This window comes from Streptomyces sp. NPDC059455, assembly GCF_042750115.1.
Classification (GTDB): domain Bacteria; phylum Actinomycetota; class Actinomycetes; order Streptomycetales; family Streptomycetaceae; genus Streptomyces; species Streptomyces endocoffeicus.
Genome location: NZ_JBHYVB010000026.1, coordinates 44880 through 57514 on the forward strand (window position 1 = coordinate 44880; position 12635 = coordinate 57514).

A 12635-nucleotide genomic window follows, 5' to 3' on the forward strand; every position below is an offset into this window, starting at 1 on the left:
CGTCTCGCCCTGCCAAATCGGGAAGCGACGCTGGGTCCGGCCTCTACATGGTTTCGGTGAGGATGTGGATCGCGAACCATCCCGCGAAGCCGAACCAGCCCACAGCGAATATCGCCCGGCCGACCTTGCTTGTGCGGGTGCGGAAGAGGCGCCGGAAGTTCTCCGACAGGGTGTCGCCGTCGCGCTTGTTGGCCAGGGCGATGCCCTCGGCGGTGAAGAAGATCAGAGTCCAGACGGTCCAGATGGCGGGCCACATGTGGGGCTAGTCCTTGGGGTCGGTGTCATAGTGGAGACGGCAACGGCAGTTGATCGTGAGGGCGATGGGGGCGAAGGGATCGCCGGGATAGCGGAGCTGGAAGCCGTTGACCTCGTACGGGGTGCCGACCGGCAGGATCTTGCCGTGCAGGACCTTGTGCGCGGTCCGTACGCGGGCGTCCTGGCGGGTGACCCATGTCCGGGCGACTCCGGGTCCGGCGCTTTCCGCCGTGGCGTCCGCGGCCCCGTTGATGGTCGAGACGGCGCACGTCTCGGCGACCCGGGCAATGAGAGTGGGCACCGCTGAGCGGTAGAAATCGCCCACCTTGTGTATGAGGGTCTCAAGGTCGAGATTCGACCCGTTGTCCTGAGCATTCCGCAGCACGTCGACCAGTTCGCCGAGGAACGCGGTGACGGCTTCGCCGGCGTACATAGTGGTGACGAGTGCGGCAGCGACCGCGGCCGGGGGCACCGTATTGGCGCCGGTGAGGGCTTGGCTCAGCTTACGGGCAGTGGCGGTCGTGGCCTGCTGCAAGATCGGGGCGAGGGCGTTGGTGGTCTCTTCCGCCCAGCGGCTGGCGCTGACGACGCGGTCCTGGTCGATATGTGCGTCGCCGCTGCGGATGTCATTCTCATCTTGCGGCGTCCAGAACCGCGTGTACTTGCGGGTCTTCGGGGCGCGGAGCCGTGCGACGATGACGCCTTCCTGGCGTGCCAGGAGCGAGGTGAGGACTGCGGCCACAGCCTTAGACAGGGTGTCGAAGTCGGAGTCGGCTATCTCGAAGCCACCAGTCGGAAGTGCCTTGACCTCGAGCTGTGCCCGCGCGGTCTCGACGTCCTCGGTAGCGGGTCCGGACTCGGGCTGCGTGTTGTTGGAGCGGGCGCGCGCGATGTCGTCGGCCGCGTCCCCTGAGGCCGCCTCGGTGACCCTTGCGCGGGCCGCAGCGACGTCGTCAGCAGCAGCCGCCGCACCGGCGGGCAGCTCGAGTGGCGCCTGTCCGCGGGCCGCGGCGATATCGTCCGCAGCGGTCGGAGCCGGTTCGGTAGTGCGAGCCTCGACGACCGCCGCGGCAGCGGACTCGTCGCCACCGGTCGCGGGCAGTGCCGCGTTCGCGTCAGTGTCGGATTCGCCGCCGGCGCCCGGCTCCGGGGCTAGGCCGAGTGCGGCCGCGTCCTGGTCGTTGGCCGGGACGGGTGCCTTCTGCGGGCTGATCCATAGTGCACGGGACTGCGGCGTGTTGAAGGGGCGACGGTTGGCGATCTCGCGGTACTCGTCGATCGTGATCAGGCCCGCCTCGAACTCCTTGCGGGCCTCCTCGCGCGCTTGACGGCGGGGGAACTCGAGGGCGGCGATGCGGGAGGTGTCGAACCGGATCACCCAGTCGTCGGACAGGTCTGGGTCGAATGCCGACGCGATCAGGTTGAGGTGAGGGAGCGCAGTATGCGCCCAGAAGTTCCACTCCTCGCGGTCGGCGTTGTTGAACGTCCGCTCGGAGGCGTTGCCAATGACGCTCTCGTACACGCCGAACGCGGAGAGGATTTCCTGCTTCGTGGTGCTGGCCAGCGTTTCGTAGGCCATCTCTCGCGGCCGAGCAGAGGTATCCACGTAGCTCACGCCACCAGGCCCTGTTCCGACGAGGGTGAGCTGCCCAGCATTGTGCGCGCCTGGGGCGAGCCGCTTCTGGATCCGCTCGACCTCGTTGGCGTCGACGCCGTCCAGGTCGATGCCAACGATGCCGCCGGGCCTGCCGTCGTTTTCGATAAAGCTGATGTTGTAGGTCCGCGCCATCACGTCCAAGTTGACCGACAGCCCTGCGGCCTCTATCGGGGTAATACCGCAGAACGGATCAGTGGGATGGGGATCCCTGAGCCAGATGACGTTCTTCGGCTTCAGCTCACGGATCTGGCCGGCGTAGTTCGTGAACTCGAAGTGCTTCACGTAGTCCGCGTTCCGGTCGTCCGGGATGATCTGGACGCGGTCTGGGGGCAGCAGATCGAGCCTGGTCAGGACACCGCCGCGGCTGAACGTCTTCTCGATGAACACGCCCTTCTTGCTGAGCAGCAACTGGGCGCTCAGCCGCTTCTTGAAGACGTCGCCGGTCTCGAGTGGGTTGGCCTTCTTGTTCAGCAGCCGCAGGAGCGGGTGGTCCTCGAGGGTCTCCTCGAACTGTCGCTCGTCTCCGCCACGGCCTATCTGCACCGGCAGGGTGGAGGCGTGCTTGCTGATCGCCTCGACGCTCTTGAAGGTCCAGATGGACCGCTCATAGCCCTCGATGATGACGCGCTCGAGGTCCCAGCCGTCCGCGTGGCCAGGGGTGCCCCATACGTTTGTGACACCGGCGAACGACATCGACGTGTAGACGCCGCCAGCTAGGAGGTCTTTCGTCTCCGCAGGTGGGGGTGATTGCGGGCCGGATGCCCTAGGCGCGAGCAGGCTGCGGAGAGTGGGGAGGAACTGGCGGGGCATCAGGCACCCTCGCGGTCGGTGATCAGCCATAGGCCGGCCGCGGTCACTGCGAGGGCGACACCGGTCCAGCCAATGGGCGCACATAGCGCGAACGCACAGCCGGTCAGCCCGCCATATCCGACGGCGCAGACGGTGGCGCGGAGGATATGGGATTGGCGGGAGGCGTTCGCCTTGGGGACGATCAGCAGCCCCGTGGTGAGGATCCCGACCATGGTGGCGGACAGGCCTGCAGCCCAGTGGAGTGCACCAAGCGACAGGAGGACACCGAGCAAGCCGAAGGCGGTGAGGCACAGGCCGGCGGCTTCGCGAGCAAGTGCCCAGGAGGTTCGCTGAGTAGTCACGCCGTGCACCCTGAATGTGGGCGGCGTTACTGTCGCGTGCTCAGCGCTTCGGGCGGGACACCCCTGATACGTAGGCGTCGATACCACGCCGGTTGATCGTGCCTCCGGGGATGAGCCGCGCGTTTGCGGGGGGCGTTGGGATCTTGCGCTTGGCCCGCTTGCTTTGGTCTCCGCCGATCAAGTGCGTGTTGTCGATCTTCGCGGCACAGTCGTCGCCCTTGACCATGTCGTACGGGCGGCGGCAGGCCCGGCAGTACACCTCGAGTGCGTCAACACGCTGGCCTTCGGCCGTTTTGAAGCTGCCGCGGTAGTCGGCGACGCTCGCGACCTTCGGTGTGACCTCGATTTCGGCGGCGACGACCCAGACGTGGGAGAGGCCCGGTGCCTCTTCCTCGGTGGTCGGCGGTATCGAGGGGGGAGCGGTCTTCTGCTCGGGCTCGGGCACGCCGGCCGGAGCCGCGTTCGGCTCGGGGGCTGTCTCAGGATCGAGCCAGGAGAACAGGTTCTCCTGCAGGTGAGAGCGGTCGATGGGGGGCAAAAGGGAAGTCGTCGCGGTTTTCACCGTTCCTCCGGATCACTGCGGGGGATTGCGTAAAGCGCAATTCCCTTCACTGCCGGAACGTGCACGGCAGTGTTCTGTTACACCCTGGCCCCAGGGCGCCCGGTGGCGTCCAGTGCGGGAATCTCGCACCAGACGCGACTCGGACGAATTCGAATTGCGGACCGCGGCGGTGCGCATGGGCATGGGCGTCCGTCACCGTGACCTGCTCGAACGCGTTCACGCTGCCGCCAGCATGTCCCCAGATGAAGGCCGACTGGCCACCGTCAGCCGAGCAGCGCATGTCGGCGGTGTCGAGGCCGTGGACATCAACACTGGCATCGCAGGCGTCGTTCCAAGCCGCACCATCTCGTGCGGCAACGGCTGGATCAAGCTGATGAGCAGGGCCGTGCGCGAGCCGGGACGTGGCGCGTGAGCCAAACCGCAGTGATCAGATGCTGCTCGCCGACTGCTCTGTGAGCATCCGGCGAGCGGTCCGTTCACCATCGCACTGCTTCGGCCTTGCCCCTTGATCGGCGGCCTCGACGGTGTCCTCCGGCACGCGGTTCAGCTTCGACTTGAGGTCGTTGAACTTGTTTTTGACGTGCGGCACGACCTTCACAGCAACGGCCCCCACCGCGACGGTCGCCGCGATACCGACCGTCACCCCCACAGCGACGCCTACCCTGATGCCTGCGGCTCTGACCGCCCCGAGTTCGTCGTCGGCCGGGTAGAGCACGGCCTGTGTGACGAGCGCGTTGTCGTCATTCCGTACGAGGGCGCTGCTTCCTCCGGGAGTGCTCGACTGCGAGAGATGCGTTCCGGCCGGACGCTCAACCACCATTAGATCCCGGATCATCCCGAGCAGGTCATCAGAAGCCATGGGGTAACTGTAGAGACCAATACCGCTGCCACGACGGGAAATCCGGCGATGCCTCGTCAGCCAGCCACCCGTACCAGACTCCGGCTTGACATCGAGATTGGGAAGTTGCCTCAGCTGATGCCTGGCCGCCTCGCATGCGGCGACGCCGCCCCTTCCTCGGCGAGGCAGTGAACGAGGTTCGCTCCCGCTGTGCTGACGGCCTGCAGCATCGAGGACAGCACCGACTCCGGCAGGGCCCGCTGACCAAGGCCGCCGTCGCGGACGATCGCTTCCAGCTCACGGCGTGAGCGCCCGCTGGCTGATAGGACGGGGTGGCGCAGGATCTCGCGCGCAGCGTACGCGTCGCCTGCCTGTGTGATGTCGCGGACGATCGCGTTGTGCAGGGGTTGTGCCTGGGCTTCGCAGCCTTCTGATGCCAGTTCGATCGCCGCCAGGACCAACCTCACCCGGAACATGCGTAGGTGCGGCGGGGTCGGCTCCAAGGCATCCCGCACGGCGTCCGCCATAGCGGTGAAGCCATCTACAGTGGCGCGGCCCGCAACGTGGTCGGCGTAGTGGCGGAGGATCTGTGCGACGGCTCTCTCCCACGGTTCGGTGATCGTGGCCTTGTCGATCAGGGAGTTGGCTGTGTCCGGGTCGTCGGTGTGCAGGCTTGCCATGACGTGCGCTTGTCTGCTGTCGTGCAGCCGCTCGGGGGCCTTGTCGTAGGTGGTCGCGTGCTCTGCCGCTTGGGGCCATTGGCCGGTGGCGGCAAGGAGCCGGGTGCCGTCCTCCAGCAGGAGGGTGTGTAGCCAGGGCTGGATGTGGTCCAGGGTTGCCCTGGTAGTGAAGCCTGTGAAGTCGATGGGATGGCCGTGGACGGTCACGGTGCCGCCGTCGTGTACGGCGCGGTGCACGCCCATCAGCTGCTGATAGGCAGCACGCGTGTCTCCCGCTCGGGCGGTCAGGCGTACGAGGTTGACGATCGGCTGGAGACAGGCGATAGCGATGTCCCCGGTGACGGGCCATGCTGCCTGGAAGAGGCGGAGCTGACGCAGGCACAAGTCTGTCGCCAGGTCGGTCAAACCGCAGTCAGAGGCGATCAGTGCAGACAGGTTCCAGGTGGCGCACGAGAGATTGATCCGGTCGAGGAGTAGCCCGTCCTGCGCTGACTTCTCCGCACAGGTGTGTACCTCTTCGACCCGGGCGGCGAGGCTGGGGTAGACAAGGTGGGGCCGGCTGACCAGCGGGAACCGCCGGACGAGCCGGTGAAGCTGTGCCTGCGGGTGTGGCGCAGTCACGGCATCGGCCTTTCCGTGGAGTCGATGGGGTTCAGGATCGCGGTACGTGCCGCGTGAGCGAGGACGCTCTGGGCGTGGGCGTGCAGGCCGATCCGGTTCCAGTGGAAGATCACGTGGTAGGAGATGACTTCGCGCAGTCCGCGGTCGAGGGTTCCGTCCCGGGCTGCTGTGCCGAGCTCTCTTCCCGCGTGCCGGAAAGCGCTGACCCAGTCGGCGGCGGGCTTGAGCGTGCGGTCCGACTGGAGCATGGGGCCGGTGGGGCTGGTGTCGGCGAGGAGCAGTTTCCGCAGGCTCCCGGCCATGGCGTGGGCTTTGGCCTCCGGTACGTCCGGGGGAAGGGGACGTTCCTGGGTGACGCGGTGCCAGACGTCGCCCTGTTCGTACCACTCCAGTCCGGCGGCGCGCATCAGGGTGGCGCACAGCAGCAGCGACAACTCCCGGCGGCCCAGTTCGCCATGGGTTGTGGTGAGGATGGCGCGGCTGTCGGCGTGGAACAGTGTGTGGGCGATGGTCATGCTGGTGTCGCCGCCGAATGCGGCGGCTTCGGGTTCGTAGATGCCGGGCCACCAGCGGCGGACTCGTCCGCCAGCGGTGAGTTCGTCCAGCGTGTCCTTCAGTATCGGGGGGAGCTGTGTGCCACAAGCTGGGAGCAGTCGCATCCTCCAGCATGGGTGCTTCCGTATGAACCACCAGCCCGTGATCAGTCTGTCCCGTTGGGCGAGGTCCAGGACGGGGACGATGTGGTCAGCGGCGGTCTGTTCGGCCTTGTCCCAGTCGGTGAACTGGACGTACAGCTGACACCACTCCGGGGGCCCCGCCTGCTGGGCGAGTGCGTGCTGCCCGGCCTGCTGGTAGACGGCGACGGCAGCATGCAGGTCGGAGGGTTCGAGTCCGGCATGGGCAGCGGCGGTGTGGGTGCTGGCACCGGCCAGGACCTCCAGCACGGCATGCAGGGTGGCATCCAGGCGGGTGGGTTGGTTCAGTCGATCAGTAGACATGCGTCCCATCCCGAGGTCGGCGCAGCGTCGTGGGCTGCGGTGGTCAGGGCGAGGGCGGTGCCCGCATCACCTTGCAGGAGGCCAGGATCGGGGCCCGGGTGGGCGTGCCGGGTCAGGGCGGCGGCCAAGCTGGGCAGAGCAGTGCGCAAGGTCGGGATGGCGGCGTCGTGGGCCGCGCGCCAGGCGGTCTGGTAGAGGCCCGCCCAGCCGTGACAGAGGCCCGCGTCGGCGATGGTGGACAGCTGGCCGGGGTCGGTCAGGCAGCGGGCCATGGCGTCCTCGTACAAGTGCTGGCGTGCCGGGTCGCGGCGGGCGAGGGCGGCGAGCTGTCCGGCGCGGGCTATGCCGGGGGTGCCATAGCACCAGCTGGGCCGGGCCGGGCCGCTCTGGGCGGGACGGCCAGCGCGGAGTTCGCCGAGGTGGAGGTGTTCGGGCCACCAGGGTCCGGCGGGCCCGTCCTGTCGCCATGCATCAAGCCAGTGGAGGATGGTGTCGATGGCGTCTTCGTGACCGTCGACGCTCACGCCTTGGTGCAGGGCACGGGCCAGGAGTAGCAGTGGGCCGGTGATGCCGTGGGCTGTACCGAAGTTGGCGTGCCCGGCGGGGGCTGCGGACGGGGTGAGGTCGGGCCGGTGGCCGACCCACCAGCCGGGCAGAACGCCTTGGTCGCCGTGCCGGATCGGGTGGGTCAGCTGCACAAGGTAGGCCAGGACGCGGGCCATCGCGGAGCCAGATGGGGACCGGCGCAGCAGGTAGGCGCCGATACCTGTCAGCCCGTAGAAGATGTCGTACTCGTGGAAGTTGGTTGGCCGCCCGCTGTGCATGCGAGCCTGGGCCGCGTCGAGCCTCCGGTGGGCGAGTTCGATGACGTGCCGGTCCACGGCTGACAGTGCGTCTTGGTATCTGGGCGCGTCGGGGGTGACGGCGCAGTCGAGCATGAATGCGACAGCGGGCGCCCCCAGGTACAGGCCGCTGGTGTCGGCGGCGCTTATGTCGGTGGCGACGGCTGTCTTGATCCAGGCGTGTGCTTGCTGCCAGTTGCCGTGACCGGAGCGGGCGCGCTCGATGTGGAGGAGCGCGGTTCCGGTGGCGCCTGAGGCCAGGGTCTGCGCTGCCCAGGGCTGGTCTTCGGGCGGCGGGGCGGGGACGGCCAGGTGCCGGGCGAAGGCGTTTGCTAGCAGGGCCGGGCTGGTTGTGGGGGTCATGGCTGGCGCTCCCGGTGTCGGAGGGCGCAGGCTCGGGCGAGCCGGCCGGTGACGCGTTCGTGGTCGGGGTCGACGGGCAGCGCCCGGATGTAGTGCTGGTGGAGTAGTGACCGGAGCACGCTCTCGGGGGCGCGCTGGGTGGCCAATTGCTCTCGGTAGGCGGTCAGGGCGGCAGCGCGGTTCTGCCAAGCGGCGGCGACATCGGTGCCGCCGGGTAGGGCCAGGAGGGCAGTGTGCTCGGGATCGGCCAGTGCGAGGGCCAGCGCGGTTCGGTCGCGGGTGAGGGGGCCGTGTTCCTGGGGCAGGGTGTGGATCAGCCAGTCGGCGGCCTGGTCCGCATTGCCGATGAACTGCACAGTCAGGTCGAACATGCTCGCGGCGGTCAGGGCCTGCCCGGTGGCGGGGTCATCCGCGGCGGCACGGATCTGCGCCACGCTGGCGGCTGAGTCCGCGGCGAACATCAGGTGGGCGGCGTCCAGGGCGGGGGCGTGCCCGTAGCGGCCGGTCTGCGGGCGGTAGGTGGCCAGTTCCAGGCGTGAGGCCAGGCGCTGGTCGTGCAGGGCGTCGGCCCAGTCGTGGAGGATGGCGGAGACCGCGCCGTAGTCGTCCGGAGTCGGCAGGTGCAGGTACAGCGCCAGGTGCTGGTCGGAGTCGGGCCGTGTGGTGTCGCGGTGACGGCGGAACCACCACAGTGGCGGGTCGGTGAACGTGGTGAGCAGGCCGGGCAGGTGTTCGGTCAGGATCTCGTCGAAGCGCTGTGGGTGTGCGTGGAGTCGAGCGTGCAGGATCGGCGACCGCCCCGGCATCAGAGCCCTGGTGGTTGCGGCCGGTGCCGTGAATACGGGTGGGCTGGAGAGGAGGAGAGCGGGGTTCGTCAGCTTCAGGGGGATCAGCAGTTCGTGCGGGCGGCCGATCCAGGCGCGGTCCTCCGGGCCGGGGGTTTCGCGGAGCTCGATACGGCGGGTGCTGTCCAGGTGGGCCCGGAGCGCCGTGCGGTGCAACCGCTGAGACAGGTCGATGGGCAGCTGCTGGTCGTACTCGACCAGTGCTACGCGGTCGGGCACGCGGAACTTGTCCCGCCAGCGGTGGAGGGCGGTCTCCCAAGCGGGCATCGGGACACTGCGTCCGGGCAGGTCTTCGGCAGCCAGCAGCCACCGTGCGGGTGCGAGGACGGTCCGCTTGTAGCGCACGCGCGGCAAGTACGGCAGGCGTGCGGTGGCGCCGAAGTTGAATGCCTTGTAGACGGCGCAGCGGCTGGTGGTGATCTCCGCCAGGAACCGGGCGAGGGGCGGTGTGTGGACCGAGGCTTCCAGGGCGTGCGGGACGCGGGGCTCGATGCGGCGGCCTGTGGACATCTGCACGAGGTAGAACTGACGGGCGTCTGCGGTGACTGCCAGGTCGGTCAGCGGGATGACGCCCGGACCGGGCGTAGCGTGCTCACCCAGCGGGATGACATGCGGCAGCAGCTGCATGGTGCGGGTGACGTTCTCGTTGCGGCGGCGGCGTGGAGGGAACGACAGCTGCGCGGGGATCGCTCCGGGGCTGGCAATCGCGTAGCTGGACGCAAGGGCGGACTGTGCCTCGGGTGGCAACAGATGGACGAAGCGCCCGAGCATGCTGCTGCCCGGACGGGGCGCCCCGGTGATCAGCAACCGGTAGTCGGCGCGCTGGATGGCGTCCAGCGATGCGGCGTGGATCTCCACCGCGACCTCCGCCCGCGGAACCGGGAGGAAGAGTTCGGTGTCGCCGGCCGCGAGTTTGGAGACCGTCGCTTTGGTGAGGACGATCTCGGGGCTGTCGTCGAGCATGGCCTGCTGGAGCAGGGCGAGGATGGTCTCGTCCCGCTCGACCAGTTGGCGTGGGGCGCGGGTGCGATCCGCGCCGAGGTAGTCAGCGGGGAGTCCGAGACCGCTGTCGGCCACCAGGTCCAGGACGGGCACCGTCGCTCCGGCCCCGTATCGGGTACGGAACCGTTGGTGGTAGTCCTGCCACTGCGGATAGCCGTACGGGTGCGGCGTCAGCCGGTACATGACGGTGGCGGCTTCGGCCGCTTCACGCATTAGGTGCTCGAGGATTTGGACGTCGCAATCCAGGACGGTGTCCACCAGCAGCGGCACGCGGGCGGCGGCACTCACGTGCTGCATGCTCTGCGTCAGCCGGGCGCTGGGCGTCCACGGGGCAGCGGTGTCCGGATGGTTCACACCGTCACGGATCGACGCGAGCTGGGACGCCAGGTCTGCGATGTCGGAGATGCTGGCGGCGTCCGCTTTCTCCAGCTGATCGCACACGTGAGCGAGTGTGTCGGTGCACGTCATCGGCGGCCACAGGCTGCTGATCAGGATGTGCTTGGACAGAAGGTCGTGGAGAAGGTTGGAGAGCTGATCCGGGCGGGCGGCCGGGAACAGCTCAGCTAAGCCGCGCAGCAGGGAGCCGTACGGTACGGGCGTTGCGGCCGCGGTGAGGGCGGCGGCCACAGGACGGGTGCGGCGTATGGACACCTCGACCGGGGCCAGGAGCTTTGCGTGCGCGTCGGACGGCAGACCGGGCACCACGTGCCGGTTCCCGCGCTGTTGGCCCGTGTTGTTGGCAACGACGTCCAGTCGGGCAAGCAGCCCGGGAGACCGTTCGAGTCGGGTGATGACGTCGGTGAGCCAGTCGGCGTCTGCGCGGAGCACGGTCCGCTGCTTGTCTCTCCACGCCACATGCGTGGCCTGGCCGACCTGCGCGGGGACGACCCCGGCGAACACACCGAACGGTGTGGGCCGGTGGCTCCAGCGCAACAGGTACGAGACCAGCGACAGGACGGCTCGGCGTACACGCCGGGCGTCGGCGTGTTTGCCGTCCAGGATTGCGGCGACCTGCTGAAACAGGATGGGGCTGGCGGCAGCTAGCGCGTCGGGCACCTGGTCGCGCCACACCGTGGCCAGCCATGCCCGGCCCGCTGTGGCCGCGTCGTCGCCGTACAGGTCCAGGTCGGGCAGGGGTATTGCATCGGCAGCAGTGGACGCGCGTAGCAGTACGCCGTGCTGCCACTCGTAGCCGATGGGTGATCGGTATGCCACAGGTTCTCCTGCTCGTATGGGACGCGCATACGTGTGCCGCCAGGGCGACAGCCGAATTTGGCTGTCGCCCCGGCGGCGGGAGGACCCGTCAGGAAGGGTCCTCGATGAAGGAGTTGCAAGAGCTGGCGCCGTTGGCGCAGGTGTTGCCGCAGCCGTCGCTCGTGGAGCACATGAGCTTGTGGCCCGGGTGCTCGGCGATGACGACACGCACGTCCAGCTCGAAGTCGTCGTCGAGCAGTTCCGCAACCAGCGGCTCGGCCAGCACGGGCGACCTGTCGACCAGCATGGCAGTGGTCATGTGATCACTCTCCCTTTCTCGATGGGTTGGTGCATGACGTCCTGGCTCGGCACCGTGTACTAGGCGGCCGACCAGGTGACTGAGATCCGGCTGTGCTTCTTATCGATGACCCGATCGCCGGGAATCTGGTCATCAGGGGTGTCGGCCGGGTAGATGGCGATGCGCGGGCCGGGGCCCCCACGGTGCTCCTTGCCCCAGGCGCGGATGCAGTCGGCAATCTCGTCGGCGAACGACGCGCCGTCGGGGCCGAAGGCGTGGACGCCGTACTCGACGTTCTTCTCGTCCGGCGTCCGGCGCACCAGTACGTAGGCGAAGTTCGGGCCATGGACCGCGGCCGGGGAAAAGCCCCGGTTGCTGGGTTCGACCACGGTGGTGTTCGAGTCGGGGTCGACGGACATGATGCAGAATCCGGGCGCCATGGTCGCCAGGTACATCTGGAGCGTGCCGATGTTCTCGGTGCGGCCGACGGTCACCCCGGTCCATGTCTCCGCGCGCGCGGTGCGCAGCACTTCGTCCAGTGGGGAGGGGGCCACGGTAGGCCCGTCGTCGAACCGAAGACTGACCCCATCGCCCAAGGGCAGCTGCTGCTCGTCGTGGGCGTCCTCGCCCTGCATGGGGACGAAGCCGCACACGTGCGCGCTGGAGCTGACCAGGTGGTCGCCCTGGCGGACGAAGCCGTACGCGCGTGTCAGACTCCGGATGCGCAGGGGAACGACGAGCCGGCCACCCTCGGACAGCTGATCGCGCCAGGCGGGGGCGATGTCCCATGCCCCGATGGTTACCACGATGGCGTCGTACGGAGCGTGCTCGGGCACGCCGCCTGATGCGTCAGCCGTCAGGACACGAACGTGGGAGTAGCCGGTCTCGGCAAGGAAGCGCGTGGCCCGGGCGACGGCGTCGGCGTCGATGTCGACCGTTGTGACCTGACCCGAGTCGCCCACCAACTCGGCGATGTAGGCGGCGTTGGGCCCGTTCGTGCCGTACTCCACGACGTTGTCGCCGGGGCGGATGTCGGCTTGTTCCAGCTGCATCGCCTGGACCTGCGGGGCGGACACGGAACTCATGTGGGTGCCGTTCTCGCTGCGCTTGGTGATGACCGGGTCGTAGGTGCTGTACGCCTCATCCAGAGAGGCTTCCGGCACAGCCAGGTGCCGGGGCACCTTACGCATGGCCGCGTCGACACGAGGTGAGGCGATCGTGCCGTCTTCGGCAAGCTGGTCCACGACCTTGTTCCGCAGCTCAGTCGCGCGGTTCTCGTCGGGGAGTTCGGTCATGTGCTGGTCTCCTTGCAGTGCGTGTACGTGAACC

General features: G+C 68.3%; 12 protein-coding genes. 1 reads left to right on the forward strand and 11 read right to left on the reverse strand.

The annotated features are described in order from the left end of the window. Positions 1-43: 43 nt before the first annotated feature. From ACFXB5_RS12315 to ACFXB5_RS12330, 4 genes are all read right to left on the reverse strand, one after another. Positions 44-256 carry a hypothetical protein gene (locus ACFXB5_RS12315; protein ID WP_385205943.1) on the reverse strand — a complete coding sequence of 71 codons (213 nt, stop codon included), beginning with the start codon at positions 254-256 and terminating at the stop codon, positions 44-46. 6 nt (positions 257-262) lie between these two features. Continuing rightward, the gene (locus ACFXB5_RS12320) at positions 263-2605 is read right to left on the reverse strand and encodes a phage portal protein (RefSeq protein ID WP_385205946.1); all 2343 of its coding nucleotides are present in this window, start codon (positions 2603-2605) and stop codon (positions 263-265) included. A 116-nt stretch (positions 2606-2721) separates the two neighbouring features. Next, complete coding sequence (locus ACFXB5_RS12325; protein ID WP_385205949.1) at positions 2722-3063, reverse strand: hypothetical protein; 342 nt, start codon at positions 3061-3063, stop codon at positions 2722-2724. Between the two features lie 40 nt (positions 3064-3103). Beyond that, positions 3104-3625 (reverse strand): hypothetical protein, encoded by a 522-nt coding sequence (locus tag ACFXB5_RS12330; RefSeq protein ID WP_385205952.1) that lies wholly within the window; start codon positions 3623-3625, stop codon positions 3104-3106. A gap of 112 nt (positions 3626-3737) precedes the next feature. Between ACFXB5_RS12330 and ACFXB5_RS12335 the strand changes: the two genes are divergently transcribed. Then, on the forward strand, positions 3738-4037 hold the full coding sequence (locus ACFXB5_RS12335) for a hypothetical protein (protein ID WP_385205955.1): 300 nt from the start codon (positions 3738-3740) through the stop codon (positions 4035-4037). Between the two features lie 15 nt (positions 4038-4052). Here ACFXB5_RS12335 and ACFXB5_RS12340 read toward each other — a convergent pair whose 3' ends face one another. From ACFXB5_RS12340 to fxlM, 7 genes are all read right to left on the reverse strand, one after another. Next, positions 4053-4484, reverse strand: coding sequence for a hypothetical protein (locus ACFXB5_RS12340; protein ID WP_385205957.1), 432 nt, complete (start codon positions 4482-4484; stop codon positions 4053-4055). A gap of 110 nt (positions 4485-4594) precedes the next feature. Continuing rightward, complete coding sequence (locus ACFXB5_RS12345; protein WP_385205959.1) at positions 4595-5764, reverse strand: hypothetical protein; 1170 nt, start codon at positions 5762-5764, stop codon at positions 4595-4597. Beyond that, complete coding sequence (locus tag ACFXB5_RS12350) at positions 5761-6762, reverse strand: thiopeptide-type bacteriocin biosynthesis protein (protein ID WP_385205962.1); 1002 nt, start codon at positions 6760-6762, stop codon at positions 5761-5763. Before ACFXB5_RS12350 ends, ACFXB5_RS12345 begins: the two co-directional genes overlap by 4 nt. Next, positions 6744-7967: a lanthionine synthetase C family protein gene (locus ACFXB5_RS12355; protein WP_385205965.1), complete on the reverse strand. Its 1224-nt coding sequence runs from the start codon at positions 7965-7967 to the stop codon at positions 6744-6746. Before ACFXB5_RS12355 ends, ACFXB5_RS12350 begins: the two co-directional genes overlap by 19 nt. Then, positions 7964-11029, reverse strand: coding sequence for a lantibiotic dehydratase (locus tag ACFXB5_RS12360; RefSeq protein ID WP_385205968.1), 3066 nt, complete (start codon positions 11027-11029; stop codon positions 7964-7966). Before ACFXB5_RS12360 ends, ACFXB5_RS12355 begins: the two co-directional genes overlap by 4 nt. Positions 11030-11117: 88 nt before the next feature. Further along, entirely contained in the window at positions 11118-11327 is a 210-nt protein-coding gene (locus ACFXB5_RS12365; RefSeq protein WP_385205971.1) for an FxLD family lanthipeptide, read from the reverse strand. A 59-nt stretch (positions 11328-11386) separates the two neighbouring features. Beyond that, a complete protein-coding gene (fxlM, locus tag ACFXB5_RS12370) occupies positions 11387-12601 on the reverse strand; it encodes a methyltransferase, FxLD system (protein ID WP_385205973.1) in 1215 nt (404 codons plus the stop codon). Between the last annotated feature and the right edge of the window lie 34 nt (positions 12602-12635).

Coding starts and splice junctions, on each gene's coding strand:
- ACFXB5_RS12350 (WP_385205962.1), bottom strand. CDS start 6,762: ATGTCTACTGATCGACTGAACCAACCCACCCGCCTGGATGCCACCCTG.
- ACFXB5_RS12320 (WP_385205946.1), bottom strand. CDS start 2,605: ATGTCGTTCGCCGGTGTCACAAACGTATGGGGCACCCCTGGCCACGCG.
- fxlM (WP_385205973.1), bottom strand. CDS start 12,601: ATGACCGAACTCCCCGACGAGAACCGCGCGACTGAGCTGCGGAACAAG.
- ACFXB5_RS12315 (WP_385205943.1), bottom strand. CDS start 256: ATGTGGCCCGCCATCTGGACCGTCTGGACTCTGATCTTCTTCACCGCC.
- ACFXB5_RS12340 (WP_385205957.1), bottom strand. CDS start 4,484: ATGGCTTCTGATGACCTGCTCGGGATGATCCGGGATCTAATGGTGGTT.
- ACFXB5_RS12355 (WP_385205965.1), bottom strand. CDS start 7,967: ATGACCCCCACAACCAGCCCGGCCCTGCTAGCAAACGCCTTCGCCCGG.
- ACFXB5_RS12365 (WP_385205971.1), bottom strand. CDS start 11,327: ATGACCACTGCCATGCTGGTCGACAGGTCGCCCGTGCTGGCCGAGCCG.